At 39.7% G+C, this 18,789-nt stretch carries 19 protein-coding genes and 2 pseudogenes; 3 read left to right on the forward strand and 18 right to left on the reverse strand.

Annotated elements, in window-relative coordinates; all coding sequences use genetic code 11:
* The first annotated feature begins 148 nt into the window (after positions 1-148).
* Positions 149-439 (forward strand): MFS transporter, encoded by a 291-nt coding sequence (locus tag MKX35_RS18335; protein WP_143759340.1) that lies wholly within the window; start codon positions 149-151, stop codon positions 437-439.
* 153 nt (positions 440-592) lie between these two features.
* Here the strand turns inward: MKX35_RS18335 and MKX35_RS18340 are convergent, their stop codons facing one another.
* From MKX35_RS18340 to MKX35_RS18385, 9 genes and pseudogenes are all read right to left on the reverse strand, one after another.
* A complete protein-coding gene (locus MKX35_RS18340; RefSeq protein ID WP_076298639.1) occupies positions 593-1,354 on the reverse strand; it encodes a GNAT family N-acetyltransferase in 762 nt (253 codons plus the stop codon).
* A 324-nt stretch (positions 1,355-1,678) separates the two neighbouring features.
* Positions 1,679-1,816, reverse strand: a pseudogene (locus MKX35_RS18345) (MerR family transcriptional regulator); the annotation flags it as partial.
* 502 nt (positions 1,817-2,318) lie between these two features.
* Positions 2,319-2,765 (reverse strand): GNAT family N-acetyltransferase, encoded by a 447-nt coding sequence (locus MKX35_RS18355; protein ID WP_076298637.1) that lies wholly within the window; start codon positions 2,763-2,765, stop codon positions 2,319-2,321.
* A 218-nt stretch (positions 2,766-2,983) separates the two neighbouring features.
* Positions 2,984-3,268: a TetR family transcriptional regulator C-terminal domain-containing protein gene (locus tag MKX35_RS18360; protein ID WP_445671589.1), complete on the reverse strand. Its 285-nt coding sequence runs from the start codon at positions 3,266-3,268 to the stop codon at positions 2,984-2,986.
* A gap of 6 nt (positions 3,269-3,274) precedes the next feature.
* A complete protein-coding gene (locus MKX35_RS18365) occupies positions 3,275-3,490 on the reverse strand; it encodes a TetR/AcrR family transcriptional regulator (protein WP_256716231.1) in 216 nt (71 codons plus the stop codon).
* Between the two features lie 73 nt (positions 3,491-3,563).
* Positions 3,564-4,349, reverse strand: a complete 786-nt coding sequence (gene ant(9) / locus MKX35_RS18370) for an aminoglycoside nucleotidyltransferase ANT(9) (protein ID WP_076298636.1) — start codon at positions 4,347-4,349, stop codon at positions 3,564-3,566.
* A 224-nt stretch (positions 4,350-4,573) separates the two neighbouring features.
* Complete coding sequence (locus MKX35_RS18375) at positions 4,574-4,813, reverse strand: hypothetical protein (RefSeq protein ID WP_179086655.1); 240 nt, start codon at positions 4,811-4,813, stop codon at positions 4,574-4,576.
* 158 nt (positions 4,814-4,971) lie between these two features.
* Entirely contained in the window at positions 4,972-5,916 is a 945-nt protein-coding gene (locus tag MKX35_RS18380) for a DMT family transporter (RefSeq protein ID WP_076298635.1), read from the reverse strand.
* Between the two features lie 184 nt (positions 5,917-6,100).
* A pseudogene (locus MKX35_RS18385) lies at positions 6,101-6,370 on the reverse strand (Rrf2 family transcriptional regulator); the annotation flags it as partial.
* Between the two features lie 255 nt (positions 6,371-6,625).
* Between MKX35_RS18385 and MKX35_RS18390 the strand changes: the two are divergent.
* Together MKX35_RS18390 and MKX35_RS18395 are read left to right on the forward strand one after the other, a co-directional pair.
* On the forward strand, positions 6,626-6,769 hold the full coding sequence (locus tag MKX35_RS18390) for a transposase (RefSeq protein ID WP_179086654.1): 144 nt from the start codon (positions 6,626-6,628) through the stop codon (positions 6,767-6,769).
* Complete coding sequence (locus MKX35_RS18395) at positions 6,769-7,074, forward strand: transposase (protein ID WP_076298634.1); 306 nt, start codon at positions 6,769-6,771, stop codon at positions 7,072-7,074. Before MKX35_RS18390 ends, MKX35_RS18395 begins: the two co-directional genes overlap by 1 nt.
* Before the next feature lie 547 nt (positions 7,075-7,621).
* Here MKX35_RS18395 and MKX35_RS18400 read toward each other — a convergent pair.
* The 9 genes from MKX35_RS18400 to MKX35_RS18440 form a co-directional block, all read right to left on the reverse strand.
* Positions 7,622-7,864: a hypothetical protein gene (locus MKX35_RS18400; protein ID WP_076298633.1), complete on the reverse strand. Its 243-nt coding sequence runs from the start codon at positions 7,862-7,864 to the stop codon at positions 7,622-7,624.
* A 456-nt stretch (positions 7,865-8,320) separates the two neighbouring features.
* The gene (locus tag MKX35_RS18405) at positions 8,321-10,075 is read right to left on the reverse strand and encodes a S41 family peptidase (protein ID WP_341044389.1); all 1,755 of its coding nucleotides are present in this window, start codon (positions 10,073-10,075) and stop codon (positions 8,321-8,323) included.
* A gap of 1,134 nt (positions 10,076-11,209) precedes the next feature.
* Positions 11,210-12,208, reverse strand: a complete 999-nt coding sequence (locus MKX35_RS18410) for an NADP-dependent oxidoreductase (RefSeq protein ID WP_076298631.1) — start codon at positions 12,206-12,208, stop codon at positions 11,210-11,212.
* A gap of 80 nt (positions 12,209-12,288) precedes the next feature.
* Entirely contained in the window at positions 12,289-13,371 is a 1,083-nt protein-coding gene (locus MKX35_RS18415; protein ID WP_076298630.1) for an alkene reductase, read from the reverse strand.
* 43 nt (positions 13,372-13,414) lie between these two features.
* Entirely contained in the window at positions 13,415-14,113 is a 699-nt protein-coding gene (locus tag MKX35_RS18420) for an SDR family oxidoreductase (protein ID WP_076298629.1), read from the reverse strand.
* A 239-nt stretch (positions 14,114-14,352) separates the two neighbouring features.
* A complete protein-coding gene (locus MKX35_RS18425; RefSeq protein WP_076298628.1) occupies positions 14,353-14,931 on the reverse strand; it encodes a TetR/AcrR family transcriptional regulator in 579 nt (192 codons plus the stop codon).
* 465 nt (positions 14,932-15,396) lie between these two features.
* Entirely contained in the window at positions 15,397-17,268 is a 1,872-nt protein-coding gene (locus MKX35_RS18430; RefSeq protein WP_341044390.1) for a M56 family metallopeptidase, read from the reverse strand.
* A complete protein-coding gene (locus MKX35_RS18435) occupies positions 17,265-17,678 on the reverse strand; it encodes a BlaI/MecI/CopY family transcriptional regulator (protein ID WP_076301167.1) in 414 nt (137 codons plus the stop codon). Before MKX35_RS18435 ends, MKX35_RS18430 begins: the two co-directional genes overlap by 4 nt.
* Positions 17,679-17,753: 75 nt before the next feature.
* Positions 17,754-18,485 carry a hypothetical protein gene (locus MKX35_RS18440; protein ID WP_341044391.1) on the reverse strand — a complete coding sequence of 244 codons (732 nt, stop codon included), beginning with the start codon at positions 18,483-18,485 and terminating at the stop codon, positions 17,754-17,756.
* Positions 18,486-18,789: the final 304 nt, after the last annotated feature.

Here is an 18,789-nt window from a genome sequence, read left to right on the forward strand (position 1 = left end):
CTGGCAAGTGGTTGTTCGATCGGTTCGAGATTTCCCTCAGCTTCAGCAGCATGCTGGGAAGCGCGGTCAATGATTACGTCACACGTAAGATAGGGATGTTGCGGACAATAGTAGTGGGATGGTGCAGCTCATAGCGTTGTACATATTGATGCCTAATCTACCGAACCTCACTGCCGTAACCATCGTCTATCTGATCATCAGCGCTGTGCTCGGCATTATATTCCCGCTTGTCATGGGTGCGCTCACCTTCCTGAACGTCTCCATACGTGGGACGATTTCTGGCCTAGCCAATTCGACGATGAACGGCCCTCATGCGTTAGGTGCGTGGCTCGCTGGTCTGCTCTACGCCCAGTACGGCGGTTATCCGTCGAGTGATCTCTTTGCGGTGGTCTGCCTAGCGCTTTCGCTTGACTGCTTCCTTTATAGAAATTCAAAATAAAGAGAACACATATCAAGTTAAATATGTGTCCTCCTTTATTCTAGTGAATCATCCAATATCATTTGAACGATTATTTTCTATTTTTTAACAAAATCATCTTTACCGTTACCTATGTCAGTTGGATTTGATGCTGCGGTGATCTCCATCGGACTCTCAGTCAGTGGAGTCGGGAGAAATCACGTCCCACTTTCCAAACAGCGTCAAACCCGCCGCTTTAGCCAGCAACGTAGATGCATGGTTATCGAGCTGACATCGGTACTGAGGTTCGTAACCTTGGTCATAGGCATACTTACAAATGGAACGCACCACTTTGCGGGCATAACCTTTTCCTCTAAATGGCGTCAGCGTCAGTACGCCAAGATCCGCAATTTGCGTATCGTTCTCCCAGGGATACATGCTGGCAGCACAGACTAGGCGGTTCTGCTCAAAAGAGCCGAACACGGCCCAGTGATCCATTTCCACAAAAGCATCATCCAAGTCTTGTTCCGAAGCGGAGGACTCGAACTCGGAGAAAACCACATCATCTTGCTCTGTTAGCCGGCGCAAGTCACCTTCCAAATTTCCCTGCAGCAATACGTTCTTATCCGCTTCTGAGAAATAATAAACATAATCTGCGCCATGCAGAGTTACTCCTGCTTCTTTTAATTTCCGGCGAAAGATCTCCTCAGACAGGTCTTGTTGTTGATAAAGACCAACCTTATCGGCCATCGCAGGCGTCAGGACCGCCATAATCCGACCGTCGATGGTTTCCAGCACCATGACCCGACTGTCTTCGTCAAGGTCTGGGTTGATGGCGACAGTAAAGACTTCATCGCTATAGAGGACGTCTCCGTTCAAAAATTTCTCCCGCCAATAGTCGGTTATCGTTTGTGAAAATAAAGGGATATTGTTTACTCGACTTTGTTGATTTGTCATTATGTTCACTTCCTTAGACATTTGTAATTGCTCTAAAAGTATCAAAATATTTAAGAATCAAGTAGAGAATGTTTAATTATAATCGAATTTTCCACCCGCTAACTTAAGAGTTCAAATCGCGGGAAACGATACGAGAAAATCCAATTAAAATCTGGAGAAATGCTTTCTAATTCTTTCATCTGCACATTATCAATAATCTCGTTTGCAGCCAATCGGGTCATAATAGGAGCCAGCGTAATAGCTGTATGCATAACCGCTAAATAGAGACCTTTTAATCCTATAGATGATTAGGTTATTTTTCAATTCAAGCCACTCCTCCATTCGTTATGTATTTATTATTGGAATTTGTATTTCCATTAATTGTGCATCTTGTTTTGTAGATAACGGTAAATATATTTCCCTACCAGGTTCGTTTTCTTTGATCAGATAGTTATTTTTCTCAATCCATTTCGCTAAATCAACAAAGGAACGTCCTTCTTTACGGAAAACAATATATGTTCTTTTCACCCTACAATACAATTCAAGCATATTTCTGTGCGTTACCATTCACAGAATTTTTATATGAGACTGACTTTTCGTATGTTTTTAAGTATTTCTAAGTATGTTCAGGTACTGAAATAAGACTCTATAGAGTTTTTCATATGATTAACGAGTGCTATTACTTCGCTGTCCAGTCCTTCCCAATTATCAACATTCTCTCCGCGGAAAGAATTGCTGCTCCCACCCCTCCAGCACTTGCATATTCTGAAAGTTACCGTGAATTTATAACTTTTTTTGCATTAATGTACAGTTCCTCAAATGTAATTTTTATCCACCCTTGTATTATTATTTAATCATATATTTTGTATTCCTCTTTGCGTAGGACCCTCAATTAGTGGAATCGGGAGAAATCACTTCCCACTTTCCAAACAGCACCAAACCTGCCGCTTTAGCCAAGCAGAGGAAGCTAATAGAATAGACATGCTCACTTGGCAAGAAGAATTGCATTGTCGGATTTTTGGAATCCATTTTTAATATAAAATTTTTCTGATGGGAATCCCTTGGAAGTTGTTAACACGATAGTATTTATATCCTGCTTTTTAATGTCAGATTCTATAAGCTCTAGAAACTTGCTGCCTGCTCCTTGTCCCTGGAATTTTTCACTTACACAAAATTGATCAATGAAATATTCCATTCCTTTTAGACATGGCTTTTTTGCGCCTAGGCTCAATCCAACAAGTTCATCGTCTATTTTTAGAACGTAACCAATGAAATAATTGTTTTTCATATGATTCTCAAAAAAATCCACAACTTGTTTTCTTGACTCATAAACATCATTCCAAGGTTCTTTTGAGAAAGTTCCCATGAATAAATCAACACAGTCATCAAGCATGTCGTATTTCAACGAATATAGATTAGCCTCTAATCCCATATATATTAACCTCCATCAAATATCTGTAGAGCAAAAATTTCTCTGCATTGGACACATTAGCCCTTTCTATTACTATCTTCAATCCAACTCACCTTTCTTGGATATACGTATCTCCTTCCCATATTTCATTTTATCTCACCCTTAATACGCGGCATAGGCTTTTTTCGTACAGACAGATTTCATATGATAGGTAACCAAATTTTCGATTTGTTAATAATTTACCCGCGCTCTATACCATCAATAATAAAAGCGTATAGTCGTTCTATCTCCAGTGTACAGTCAAGTTCAGGCCGCAGCACTCCTGACTCTTTCAAACTGCGCAGCATACGCTCTACAAGATCCAGCAAGCCATCGTGCTGCGCGTCAAATGCAGTGCCGCTTCTTCTATAGTGAGCGGTGAATGCGAACCACACCTCCATTTCTGCCAGTTTGTTGTCATCTGTAGGCAATAGCTCCAATAATATTCGAAGCGCCTTTTGAAATAAAGATATGTCTAAGTCGATAGGTTATTAACGGACAGTCGCTCGCTCTTTTACCAACCTCATGGAAAAGTCAATCAGGTCATCCTGAGTCGAGAAATAATGACGCATAGCACCAAGCAAAAAATCCGACTCCTGGGCAATATTTCTAACGGTCGCCCCATTCATGCCTTGCTGTCTGATGACACGCAAAGTAGCCTCGGCTATTCGTAATCTTCTTTGAGCGTGATCTACAATTTTTGCCATCCCTCCATTGTAGCAAAGGTCCCTTAACAATCTCTTCTTATTTTCACAAATTTTTAAGTCTTTCAAAGCATGTTCAGATACTAAGATAAGACTCTATAGAGTTTTTCATATGATTAACGAGTGCTATTACCTCACTGTCCAGTCCTTCCCAATTATCAACATTCTCTCCGCGATAGGCTTTTCTTGCTAAGTTGAGTAAAGTCGCATGCACTTTAGGCAACTGAGGTATAGCCCATTCTGCAGCTATATCTTTTGATGAGATTTCGCCAACAGCCACTGTCAGCCACATTCGTGCAAGGGTTAAAATTACGTTTCGTTCGTCGCCCTTGATGCCCTCAATTAATCCTGGCAAGGATTCCATAATCGCCCTTTTAATATGTGTCATCGGCACGGGTTCAAGTATATCAGAAGCATCAGGACCAAAAAGAGAAACACTATTCTTTCTCACTTGCGCTAAAACAATAGCCAAATCAGGGTCATATGATGGTTCCTGAATTTGTCCATTCTCAAACTCATCCCTGAGCCACTCACCATAGATATATTCATTTTTTGGCGGAAATCGCCAGGGGACAACATCTCCATGGTTTATTACCGTGACTTCAAGTGGTCGCACAGAATCTGAATTTCCTATCTTTCCGGATATATGCATAAATCTATCTGTTAGTTTTCTACGAATTACTTTAGTCAAACTTTGATTTACAACCACTAGGACATCTACATCACTATTAATGCGTAAGCCACTTGTTACTGCAGAACCAAATAGATATACCCCGACTACTGCACTGCCAAGCAACTCCTCTACAATTTTAAATGCTTGGATCGTTTCCTTCGGTATTTTTTCGTTATTCAAGTCACTCACCAACTACAACCTCCTCTTGTCTAAAATGTAATGTTCTCTTAAAGTCAAATACTCATACGTATAGTTTGACTAAATAAACAATACTGCTGGTTATTGCAGTTTTCAAGCCATCTTAAATGATCACACAGGGGAGGGAGAATATGGCTTTCCTGCATGACTCAAGCACGATTAGAGCTTTTCACTGCGTTCCTGCTCATATGTTTGTGCAACTCAATGAAGCGGAACTAGAACAGGTAGTTATCGATGAAACGAATAGCAACTCCCTTGAACCGTTGAATCCATGTCTTTAACCTCTGATGATAAGCGTTGACATGCTGGATATGATAGAAGCCTTTCTTGACTCGTTCGCCCTTGTTCCCGTTCAGAAACTTGTGGCGAATGGCTTTTTTCTTCGCATACAGCTTGTAATTGAAAGCCGAACCAGTACAAAGAACAACGTCCGTGTCCAAGTTCGTTCTTAACACTTGGTCAATTTCGTCAGCGGTAATACATCCTCTACACGCCGCTTTTGAGAACTGATATCCGATTGATTTGCGGTTCGGTTATGCTTTATGAATTGCCTGTATTTTATTTTTTGTAGTTTTGGAACTATATTGAATATGCGCCTAGCTTACATAGAAAATCACAAGAACTTAACAAACATTATTCCAATAATAGTAAATACTAAAGCAGCAATTCTTCTACTATCAATTTTCCTTTTTTGTAAATTAAACAATCCAAACTGATCGATTGTTAATGCCATAATCATTTGTCCCAATAGAAAAATCATAGTAGTTAGAACCGATCCAAGTATAGGTAATAAGACAATGTTACCAGTTAAAATGAATATGCCAAATATACCTGCCATATATACCCAAATAGGAATACGATTTTTTTGAGTGTCATACAAAGGAATCTCTAAGCGACGTTGAGTAATCAATATTAAAATAAGCAAGATAATGGCACCAACGAAAAAAGAAATGAAAGTAGCTCCTAAAAGTGAACCTGTTGCAACGCGAAGATTTCCATTAATAGCAGTTTGCAATGGAGGTAAAAATCCAGCTAAAACGCCCAAAATAATCCAAGTAATTTTTCTATCTTTTTTTTCTTCTTCTATGGATGTAGTTAAATCTCTTTTCTTTTTTGTTTGAACAAATGAAATGGCTAAAATCATAATGAGAGTCCCGATTGTCCTAGTAATACTAATAGGATTAGTTGGTACACCAAACCACCCAAAGTGATCGATTAGAATTCCTAAAAACATTTGCCCTGTTACAGTTACTATTGTAGTAACTGAAGCACCAAGTTTTGAAAAAAGAATGATATTAGCCAAATGAAAGCCAACACCAGTTATTGCTCCACCTATAAAAACATACAATGGATATGAAAAATCAATCCCAACGCTGATTCCTCTAGGATCTACTATTAAATTAATAATGAGTAATATCACTGTTCCTAAACAAAATGCGATAAAGGAAGCTGTTAAAGGCGTTTTTGAATAAGAGCTTAAACGAGCACTTATAGATGCCTGAATAGGGAAAAACATTCCTAAAATTATCCCCATAATTAAGTAAAGTATGATTTGCACAAATTTCTCTCCTTAATTTAAAAATTGATAAAAACATTTAGCCCAATTAATATTGGTATTTTCCATATTACTAATTTGAAACTATATACGAAGGAATTAAAAGATCCTTTATGTCTGCGATTTATTGAAAAATATGAGTGGATTATAAATACACAGTTTTTATAAAACATTCTGAAAAAGACTAACAGCAATCAAATAAAGATGATTTACCTTCAATAGCAGTATGATGTACAAGAATGAAATATCTTCCCAATTTTGACTATGCGAATAGCTGTTGACATCTGAAAAAGATTAATCATTCCTTCCTTAGCCAATTTAGTTAAGATTTTGGACAGGTAAGTCGGATAAAGTTTTGATTTTCTACTAAATCCTGTACACCAGCAAGCTTGTTAGATGTGTCCATTATAAGAAAAAGCATGTTGTGAAGAGCATATTGTAGCTTATAAAATTTTATAAATTTTGAATCACTCCCAATGAAGGATTTAATATATCCATAATAGCTTTAATTGTGTCATTTTGTCAAAAATTTTTTTTATTCAGAAATATTCTTAACACTTCATTGAGAATGCTGTCAGATCAGAAGCATCAAGGGATTACAGCAATACGAAGCTTCACTTAAAAGGTGTAAAGTAAACATGGAAAAAAGAGCCCTTACCTCGGTAGTGTTGATGGTGACGAAACACACCAAAACTACAAATTAGACTCTTCTATGACAAGTTTACAAAAGTACGGCATGAACTTCAGCCCTCGAATTAAAGTGAATTTCGAAGGCGGCAATCTGACCTCGGTTGCCGGCCTGCTTTTATATAAAGAATTCGATCATAAACTGGGTCTGGCTCAGACCGTAAAGTAATGCTTGTAGTCCATGATCCCGTTCATCATCGGGATCATTCCATTCTAAATGTTGTGCTCCAGAATGTCTATCAGCATTTGTGCGGATACCACACCGGTGATCATGCGGATGAGTTGTCTCACGAACCATTGTTGACTACATTACTTGCAAAAGAACAGCTCGCCTCGCAGCCGTCTATCTCTTGTTTCAATGAAAAGGTGGATATTGCATCAGCTAAATCGTTGGAGTTCATTGATGAAGTCTTGCAGTGGCGAGCCTATGTCATAGAGTCTCGTAACCAGTTCGTTCTAGATTTGTACTCCTAAGGGTTTGCTACCTCAAGCAACATGGAGCGAACTACAAATCATCACTATGCGTAAAATGGATTTCATTCGCTGTTTTTCTTTGACGGATTGAATGGGGACTGCCTTCGTGCTGACCTTCGTGCCGAAAAAGTGTATACTTCTTGTCAGCTCGTAAGGATCCATAGGCCCCGTTCTTAGAGCGTTATCAATTATGGGTGCCAAAGGCTTTACTTGTTTACCGCGATGACAGCGTCTTCTTTGCACTGTACTAAAATTCAAGGAAATACACTTGCTGCTCATGTAACTTTTGGGGATTAAGCACATGATTCGCCATCTCATGTGCAGTAGATTTCACTGTTTATAGGTTTCTCCCATACCCAGTTATTTTGCACGTATGAATTTAGCCATACAATGAGGTGGAAATAGGTATGCTCTCTTGGCAAGAACAATTGCATTGTCAGAGGTTTAAATCCATTCTTAAAATAAATCCAACAGGAGTTGTTAACTGATAGTATTTATATCCTGCTTTTTAATATCAGATTCGATAAGTTCTAGAAAATTGTATGCACTATGGCAATAGTACTATGTTTTTCAAAATCGCTATTAAACACTTGAATCTTCCTGCGCTATAGATCTCTTTACGGACAGAAGCAGGAATTACAAATAGGTCCATCCACTTCCAATAAATATCGACCTTGATAGTATCGACCAATGGGCCTTGAATTAGCGCTGGACCAACGGCGCTTCTTTTCTCCTGACGATATAAGTCGATATAATTTTTTCGTTTCTCATAGCTAATCTCCAGCTTCATTTATTATAGTTACGTAGCCGCAGTGCGGACGTCCAAACTTTGCCTCATTAGCACGTTCTGGATATCATATGGAACTGTTGACTCATCAAGATATTCATGGTGATAAGTGTACCCTTTTTAACCTATCTTAAAAGAGCAACCCATAGTTTTATCCATTTTTTTGAATCATTCGTGCATAAACCATTGGCATCTCAGATGTGACATTCGCAATCAGTTGATATATTTGACCCATATTCAAGCTGGCTTTTATTAACTTCAAACCATAACGATGTTTAAACACATTAGCTGTGAAATGAAGCTGGGTGCGGGTTTTTCATGAGACTATGTTCTTGTCCTTCGACAAACTACAACAATTAAGCTGATTAATATGACCCGTCTAGTCTTCATCTCATTCCTCCCTAAAAAAATCACCCCCGAAGTGAGTAGATGTTCATTTATATTCCAAATATTTTATAATTAATAACCACCTTTAATTAATTCAACAGCTCTCTCAATATACTCGTCTCTGCCTTCCATAATCCCTTCAATAGTAGGATCAAGACGAATATCTGGCTGCAATCCTATTCTTTGCGTTGGGTTTTTATCTGGATTAAATATGCCGAGTCCACTTATAGCGGTTTTTATTTTTCCTGGAAGCATAATGATACGTATATCACCATCAGTTCCAGCAGACGGCCTACCGAGAACTATGGAGTTATCTGTATTTCTAAGAGACATCGTTGTAAACTCGCCTTGACTAGCAGTATGTTCATTGATTAGAATCACTACTTTCCCTTTATAAACGGCATTTGTTTCTTGGGGCTTCCCTGAAACCATAGGCTCAAGGAAATAAAATTCACCGGGTATTGCACGATTGGGGACCGACACTGTGGCAAACTCTTTTTCAAAAGCGATCAGATATTTGGCTAATTCATAAGTAAGTATGCTAGATGGGTAGTTTCTAAGATCTACAATTAGCCCTTTAGTGTTCCACCACTTTTTCATGATTTTATCAATCTCTCCATCTTTCAAAAGACCAGCATTAATATAGTAGATTTCTCCACTCTCCATTGCTTGTGATTTCGTATCAACCAGGAAATTAATGTCTTGTTGACTGCCTACTGCACTAATGTTCCTCTTATTTCCCTGCCGAATTACAGTAACGTCCGTATTCTTCTGTTCAGTTCGGAATAAATCAAGAAAAAATAAGCTGGCCGTGTCTTCTCGCGACTGTGATATATATTTTCTTCTATCTTCAAATAATTCATCTATATTTTTGTCGCCTACTTTTAATACAATGTCTCCGACCTCAAGTCCACACTTGTTAATTACTTTATTTATAACAATCTGATTGTTAATTTCGATAAAGTTTACGGGAAGCCGATACGTTCCAAAATAATCAGTAATCGTCTCTCTATCTTTGCCCACCAAATATGCATGAGAATCATGTATTCTAGTTGTCAGTTCTGCTAAAGTCATGAAATAGGAGTCATAATCCGATCCATCTACCATTTTAGGGATAAACTCCAGAAGCACTCGATCCCAATCTTCTCCGATGACATCTTTATACGGATAGTAATATTCGATAATATTCCAGTAGCGGAATAAACCTAGCAACCTGTAGCCTGTATCATCGAAATTCATATTAGAGTACGGGTTTTCATTTCCCATAGACGGAAAGAATGAATCTTCCTTAAAACTAACATATGCATATTCTCGTTCTGAAATATTAGAATCCAGAAGCTTCGATAATTCAAGACTCAAGCCTGTTCCGAGATATTCTTCATCCTTGGACCAATCTGTAGATGGACTGAGCTGTATGGAATCTTCGGAAAATTGATATTGAACATCAAGCTCTTCAGAAATGGACTCGCTGCCTAATGAATGAACCCACTCATAGAGAATTGAATTCACATCTGAATTTTCTTCTAAAATAGAGGGCATCACCCGAAACAGCTCATAATCCCAATTTACATCTCCAGATACAACCTTAGGATGATAGTATTTCACCACTCCCCAAACCTTACTGAGCTTAGCAAAATCCACGATCTTTTGTTCAGAAAGGCTGGAAAATTTCATTCTACTTCCTTGGTCAAATTCCTGCTCCTTCTCTCTCCCGAGTTGATGAGTCTCTTGTGATGTAGAACATCCTGCAATAATAAAAATAAGCAATACACTGAAAAACACCAGGGACTTCCAGTTTCTTCTTTTTACTTCCCCCACCTTTTTCACGCCTTTCAGCTTAACAATTTATCTTTTTGTCATTCTTACAAATCTAGGACCTGCTTCACCTAGCACTGCAAATTTACATGTCGTTTTTCACCAATTTTATAAACTATCCCTCAGAATCACTAGTGTAAATAAAAAAAACCAGCCTTATAGCTCTTATCCTAGGCTGGGGCGTATGTTGTCTGAGCTTTCACCCTGATTATACATCTAATAACCATAAAGGTGATAGCTCAGCATCAAATAATGACAGATTAGATTTGCGTGTTGTTCATTCAGGCATTAATGTTCCTCATACAATTCATTCATAAATTTCCCGGCACTAATGATCCCTTCTTTCGCTTCCTCCTGAAAGGAATGACAGCACAGCCAACCGTGAAACAATGTCTCTTAATGATCTTGCTTGATCTCATAGAGCTTTCCATTCTCATTTTTTTCCGCCATTGGACTATATAGAGGTGCCGACAAGCATCGCATTATTCCCTGCAGATATATAGTTTTTTGTATTTAGTAAATCAAAATAGACACCTATCAAATCCGCAATAGTAACAAGTTCTTGTCCATTATCGGCAATCGGTACAAGTTCTTGTCCTCTTACAACAATGACAAAAAGTTACCTACATAAATATAAATGTCACCCTCCCTATAATGATAACAAAAAATCTATCATCAAAAAAAATTTTTCTTCAATCAAAAAGACTATCTCCATTAGGTAATAGCCTTCGGTATTTAGAAATCATGATTTTGCCAGGAAAAACCCTATCTAACATATCACGCATTTCTTCTTAGCATTGCTTTTAATTATTAGTATTTCAGAAATAAGTATTCCGATGACATCTTCAAAATGGATATTCTCTTATGTAGCGGTTCTTTAATGTTGTTCTAATTCAGTCAATTACACGCTAGTTTTTAGGGTCCGAGCCGTACTCTCGTCTAGTAAAGTTGCGGCTGATTGGGATCCAATTCGCTGGGTAACCTTGTTTTGTTCTCCCCATTCGAATCCGCCATCTCTTGAAATGGACGAGGTAGCTGCTGAGCAAACTACCAAGCACGTCTCAGCCGTTCATCAAACCGTATGCAGAGTGAAACGAAGTAGTCTTCTTCTCGGTCACAGACAGTCGGCTAGATTCGCTCTCTCCCTTAGAAAGTTATAATAACTTTGCCTTGTGAGTGACCAGTAGAAACTTGTTGTAGCGCCTTATTAATATCATCAAATTTGTAAGTAGAATCAATTGAAGGTTTAATATTGTCATTTTCAATAAGGCTAGTAATCTCTTGTAGCTGTCTTCCATTGGCTTGCACAAATAAAAAGTGATATTCTTTTTTATCTCTTGCTGCTAAACGGTCTAAACGTGCACCTACTAAAGCAAACAACATTTTTTTCCACATTGGAAGATTATTTTCAACGGCAAAGCGATAATTTGGTAAAGCCTTCAATGATACTAATTTTCCTTGAGGTTTTAAAATATCAAGTTCCCTTTTTATTTCGTTTGTACCCAAGGTGTCTATAACATAATCTATATTGGATAGAACCTCAGCATAGTTTTCCTCCTTATAATTTATAAATTCATCTGCTCCAATCGACAGTACACGTGATCGACCTCTTTCACTGCCACTTGTAATAACGTATAACCCCATTGCTTTAGCAATAGGGATTGCCATAGCACCGAATCCGCCAGTTCCGCCAGGAATAAATAGTTTTGCATTAGGCTGAGCGTTGAGCACTTCTTTCAATGCTTGATAAGCTGTTAAAGCAGTAAGTGGGACCGCAGCTGCTTCAATAAAGGATAGATTTTTAGGCATTTTAAATATAGCTTCATCTTTGACCGCCACATATTCAGCGAAAGCTCCTATTTTATTCACCGGCAACCTCGTATAAACTCGGTTACCAACCTGAAAATCAACAACATCTTTACCACATGCTTCTATAACACCAGAAAGTTCATTGCCTAATGTTAATGGGAAATCATAATCAGCAATCATTCGGATACTGCCATTTAAAATAAGAATATCTAAAGGATTTACACCTGCAGCTTCTACTTTAACGAGTACCTCACGATTATCGATTTTCGGTATTTTAACATTGTTTATTTCCAAATGAATTTCTTTTGAGTATTTCTGTATTTGAGCAGCTTTCATGTTGTGCCAGCTTCCTTTCCATTTGCAAATCTTATGGCGTACAATTTTCAGTTGTACGCCATTTGTGGTTTCACTTATTCTTATTGCTGTTGAGCTTTTAATTCTTCCATTATAGGGTAGTCTGTATAACCTAAGCTTCCGTTACCAGCGTATAATGTTTTAGGATCAACTTCATTTAAAGGTGTTCCTTTTTTTAGACGTTCCACAAAATCCGGATTAGCTAAAGACCAGATACCGACTGGCACCACATCAGCAGTACCACTATCAATATCTACACTAATATCTTCAAGTGCCCGCCCTGCTCGATTGACCAATAATGGATTTGACCAAATTGAACGAATTTCACGGAGCAGTATTTCATTCCCTAAATGCATAACATGGAGGTATGCTAAATTAAACTTAGCTAATTCTTTTACAAGATGGCGATAAACCTCTGGTCCTTGTGCGCCTTCATCAATCCCACCAAGAGGTGTTCCTGGTGAAATCCGGAAACCGGTTCTTTCTGCTCCAATTTCTTCAACTACTGCTTTTGTTACTTCGATTGCAAAACGAGCACGATTCTCCACAGATCCACCGTATTTATCGATTCGTTTATTAGAATTCTCACCAATAAATTGATTAATTAGATAACCGTTGGCTCCATGAATTTCAACCCCATCAGCACCTGCTTTAATAGCTGCTGCAGCTGCTTTTCGAAAGTCTGCAATAGTATTTTGAATATCTTCTTCGCTTAGCTCTCGTGGAACGGGTATTTCCTGCATTCCTTTATCAGTAAACATTTCTACACCAGGTGCGATCGCTGAAGGTGCAACTGCTTGTCGATGATGCGGAGTATTGTCGGGGTGCGATATACGGCCCACATGCATTAATTGTATATACATAAAGCACCCTGCTTCATGTAATGCATCGGTAACCTTTTTCCAACCTTCTATTTGCTTTTCAGTATAGATGCCAGGTGAATTTAAATAACCTTGTCCATCATCAGAAGGTTGTGTACCTTCACTAATAATTAATCCCATTGATGCTCTCTGAGCATAATAAAGGGAGCTTAGTTCTCCCGGTGTGCCGTCCTTTTGTGCTCTACTACGTGTCATAGGTGCCATTGCTAATCGATGAGGTAATTCCATATTTCCAATTTTCGTATTACTCCACAATTTGTTCATTTTGTAGTCTCCTCTATAAATTAAGTTAGAAATGAAATTGTTATTAAGAAAGATGAGGGTACAGTGCAGGAACGCCACCTGCAAGTCCACCTTGTATCATTCGGCTGTTATCATCAGCAATAATTTCAAAACTGCCAGATTCTATGCCATCAATAGCTATTTTTGCGATATCTGCAGGGCTTACTTTGGGAACTTCTAAGCTGGATGTCATGTCTGTCTCCATAAAGCCAACATGTAATCCTGCTACTCTCACATTATGTGGATACAAGTTTATACGTAAATCGTTCGTCAATGCCCATGCTGCAGCCTTCGCGGCTGTATAAGCACCCGCAGTTCCGGAACTAAACCAAGATAATGCGGAAAGAATATTTAAAACCGATCCTCCCCCGTTTTTCTCAATGATCGGTGCAAAAGCACGAACCATGTATAGCGTACCGAAGAAGTGCGTATCAAACTCCAACTGTATTTTGTCCACATCACCTTCCAGCAAAGAAGCGCCAGTAGATGATCCTGCATTGTTGATTAAAAGCGTAACGTCCTTAGCCAGGATAGCAGCTGCTTCAACTTCTTGAGTGTTGGTAATATCAAGCTTTACAGGTATAACGCCTGGAATATCAATGGTTTCCGGATTTCTTGCACCTGCATAAACCTTAGCCCCTCTGGATAGAAGTTCAAGGGTGAGATGGCGGCCAAAACCTCGGTTTGCTCCAGTTACAAATGCCACTTGTTCAGAAATTATCATTTTATTTACTCCTTTTATTCATCTATTAACTACTATATGGGAATGATCATTCTAAAATGTACACAAGAATAGATCATTCATGAAAGAAAACTAAAGCAAGGAAAGAAACATATTTTGAGAACGATCATTCTAAAAAATATACAAGAAGGATCGTTTAAAGAGATCTATAAACGAGACAATACTCAGTTATGAGAACAATCATTCTAGAATATGCATAAGCAATTATATTTAAATAATAATTACTTATGTAAAAGTTTAATTGATAAATCGGCTATTCGATGTAATTTTTCTTTAGGTACGGAGGTCCTTGTCATTACCCTTAACCCCACACAAACAGAATGCAGATGTTCCGCTAGATCGTCGGCATTGTAATCCAAGCTAAATTCTTCATCCTGCTGCCCCCACAGAATAATATCTTTGAGCAGCTTCTCTGATAATGTGAACGATTCAGTGGACTTCAAATCCACATTGGCATCGCGCATTGCTAATTCCACCGCTGAATTCACCATCAAACAGCCTGAGGGCGAATCTTCTTCACCATTTATTATGAAACTAAAGATAAGCTGAAGTGCCTCAGTTGCAGTCTTGGAACGTTTAACTTCCCTCGTAAGCTCAGCATTCACCTTATCGCGAAAACGGTCCATGGCTTTCAAAAACAGCGTATGCTTGTCGCCAAATGTGTCATATAAACTTCTTCGATGAACTCCCATATGCTCTACAAGATCTGTCAAAGATGTCTTCTCGTAACCCTGTTCCCAAAAAAGCTTCATTGCCTTATCTAATACTTCGTTCTCTTCGAATTCTTTGCTTCTTGCCATTCGATTCCCTCCCTAATAGTAAATGTAACATATTGAGAACGATCAGTAAAGAATAGATTTTCTAATCACAGTTAACGATGTGATCTCTTAGCTTTCTTCTTTACTCCTTCCGACTGGTCTGTGGTGACTTACCTCCGAGCGGATCCCTTCCCTGTTCCTTTTATTTATCTTAGACTTTTCATACAGGACATTTCTTAGTGCATAAATCATCATAGCGCGACTATGTAGGTAACTTTAAGTCAATAAACCACAATGTAGGCACTTTTGTGTCATTGGACAGTAATAGTTCGTAACTTCATCCATCGAAGCAAACCGCAGTGTTGCCGTCCACTGCCCATCACTCACCTCACTTTTTATATGATAAGCAATTTACTAAGATAATCATTCACTTATATCAATTGTTCCAACATAAAAAACCCATATCGACCCTAGTTATAGGGTGATATGGGCGCCTGCCTTGAGATGTTATTTTTTAACTGCAGCTTTCAGAATTTCGATCTTCTCTTGTCGTGATAGATCCGATGAGGTTGAAATGCTATATCCAAATTTACCGCCATCTTGCCAAAAAACGTATTTTGGGAAAACATTTGCTGGTAAATCATCGTCAAAAAATCCATTATTCTTGCTTCCATCGGCGTCCACAGTATACTTCGTAATCGCAAGCGTATCTTTCCCGTTCGTGTATTCCAGGCGAATATCGTCGGCTTCTTTCCAGTCCATTTTTTTCGTGAAGACCGGTTTGCCGCTCTTCTTCCCTTCAGCTCTCAAATCATCGATGAACTTGCCTCCCAAGGGTCCTTCGATTCTCGCTTTGGAGAAAGTATAGCCTTCTGGCAGGTTGGAAGGCTCTTGCAAGACAGCGCCTTTTAAGGTTGCTGCTTTCTGAAGATATTCATCAAAGGAAGCATATTCCTTCGTCAGCCCCCAATAGCTAAGATTAAGTCCGCTGTTCAACGCGTTATATTTATGATAGATGACATACGTGTCACCCGTCTCTTTAACCAATTCCTTCACGCGATTGATTTCATTATCGATATATTTTTTATCCTCTGCAGGAAGTGCCTTAGCTGCATCCGCCGCTAGTTTATTCATTTTATCCATTTCTTGCTTATACAACGTACGGTCTACCTTAGACCCATTGAATTCCTCAGGATAGGTGATATCTAATTGACGATCCCCAGCTTCTGATTGTACTGAAACAGCTATCGTTGCGTTCCCATCATCTTTTTCTTTGGCATTGACCAGCGTCACGCTGCCAAGCGCGAGAATGATTGTCATCCCTAAGATAGAAAGGCGATATGATTTTTTATTGAATTGTTTGATCATGATAAGTCTCCTTTTCATTTGTTTATGTGTCGCAGATAGGCCGGCAAGTCCCGGCAGGCGATGATCTCCCGAGAAATGTTCCAACACTTGGATGATCGTCTGCCCATACGCATTATTTTGCTGTGGTCTCATTCGATCCAGCACGAAGGCATCACAGGCCATCTCTTGATCTTGTCGCGCTCTGTTCACTGCAAGCCATACAAGTGGGTTGAACCAATGGAGAATCAGAACCAAGTGCATGATCCAATTCACGGCTACATCCCTGCGACGGACATGAGCGAATTCATGCGCCAAGATATACTGAAGCTGTCCTTCATGCAGCGACATCAGTAGACTTGGAGAGATGACGACTGTCGGCTTACAAAACCCAACGACGGCCGGACCGGGAATACGCTCGCTGGAAACAAATTCAACTTTGCGCTTCACGCCGAGCTGCTGCCGTGTATCATGGAACAAGGCCAATAACAAAGGCGTTTCTATACGGCTACCAGCGCGCAGGGCATGTTGCAATCGCAGCTGATCGTATATGGTTTTCGCGACGAGAAGCAGTACACCCGTAAGCCAGATCAGTACCAAGACTGGAACAACGCCCATGGCTGTAATTTCATTCCACCAGAAATAGTTCTCCGGCTTGCTTCCCGATGTATCCGTGGGTGCGGTTAATTCCGTTATCCTAACGACAATTCCATATTTCTCCGCCACTGAACCCTTTACTTGTTCTCCTGTCTCGCTTGCACTTATCGATGGATCTTGCATTTGCTGGTGAATGCCAGGCATGAAGGATTCCAGAGACAATACATTATAAAGGCTAAGAGAAGACTCTGGTGCCCAAGGAAGCAGCAAGCGGATCGCCACTGGTATCCAGAGCAAATATTTCCATCTGGCTTCCAGTTTGTTTTGGAATAAGAATTGCAGAATCAAGATCAGCATGACCAGAATGCCTGCCATGAACGATCCCTGGATCACCCAGCCGAAGAATGACACAACAGTTTCGTATAAGCTTGGACTCATTTAGATTCTCTCTTTTCTAGTTCCCCAATTCTGCCGCTATTGTCAAATAACCTCTTCAAATCCTCAATTTCCTGCGTATTCAGCTTCTCATCTTGGAGGAAATTAGCCAACATCGGCATAATGGAACCACCATACATCTTCTCCATGAAGGAAGTAGTCTCGGAACGCTGATATTCTTGCTCGCTGAACCGAGGATAAAATAATTGCATACGCCGCGAACTCTGCTCCAGCTTCACGCCCGCCGCTTCCTTCTGTACCAGTCGGCTAAGAAGCGTTCGGGTCGTATTCGGGCTCCAGCCCATTCGATCCGTCATTTGTTGAACAACTTCACTAGAATAGCAATCTGGATTTAGCCACAATACCCGCAAAATTTCGAGCTCTGCATCCGTTATGGATGGTATTCGGTTCATATATACAACCTCCAAATCAAACTTGCGCAGAATGCATAGGATGGGCGAACTGCTGCGCATGCTCAAGGCAACCTATCACTTCTTGACCGCTGCTTTTAGAATTTCAATCTTCTGTTCTCGGGTGATATCGGATGAAGTTGAAAGGCTGTATCCGAATTTGCCGCCATCTTGCCAATAAATGTATTTTGGGAAAATGTTTGCCGGAAGGTTATCGTCAAAATAACCTTTCTTCTTCCCTTCCTTCGCATCCACCACAAACTTCGTAATCGCAAGCGTATCTTCCCCGTTCGTGTATTCCAGGCGAATATCGTCGGCTTCTTTCCAGTCCATTTTTTTCGTGAAGACCGGTTTGCCGCTCTTCTTCCCTTCAGCTCTCAAATCATCGATGAACTTGCCTCCCAAGGGTCCTCCGATTCTCGCTTTGGAGAAAGTGTAACCTTCTGGCAGGTTGGAGGGCTTTTGCAAGACAACGCCTTTTAAGGTTGATGCTTTCTGGAGATATTCATCAAAGGAAATGTATTCCTTCGTCAGCCCCCAGTAGTTAAGATCAAGTCCGCTGTTGAGTGCCTTGTACTTATAATACATGACATAGGTATCTCCAGTCTTGGCGGTCAAATCCTTCACTCTCTTAATTTCTGCGTCAACCACCTTTTTTTCCGCTGCCGTTGGAGCTTGGACGGCTGCTTTTTTAGCCGTCGACTTCTGGGCTGACTTGGAAGAAGCCGCGTCTACCTCAAGGTTCATCGATGAACCCAATAGTAGAACACTGCTGAGGGTTGCGATGGCTAATTTTGATGCTGCTTTCATGTGAAAAACTCCTTTCTGTGATCCTGTTTTAAAACTACACGTGTAGTTATAATTTAATACTACAGTTGTAGTCATAGTTTGTCAACACTATTTTAGCGGACCCTTTTCGAGTATCCATGAAATAAAAAAAACTCCTCCGGAGAGCAGTTTGATCGTACGATGGATTCGTTATTGCTGTTTTTTCCACCCCAAGGTTCCGGCGTACCTGGCGTTGGAAGCAGTCCTAGGTCATGGAAGATTAAATCGGCGATACCGGTCTTCACATAGATTCGTTGTTGTTTTGGGTTGTTGAATCGTCTCATAA

Origin of the sequence: Paenibacillus sp. FSL R5-0923 (assembly GCF_038009145.1) — a bacterium.
Taxonomy (GTDB): domain Bacteria; phylum Bacillota; class Bacilli; order Paenibacillales; family Paenibacillaceae; genus Paenibacillus_AQ.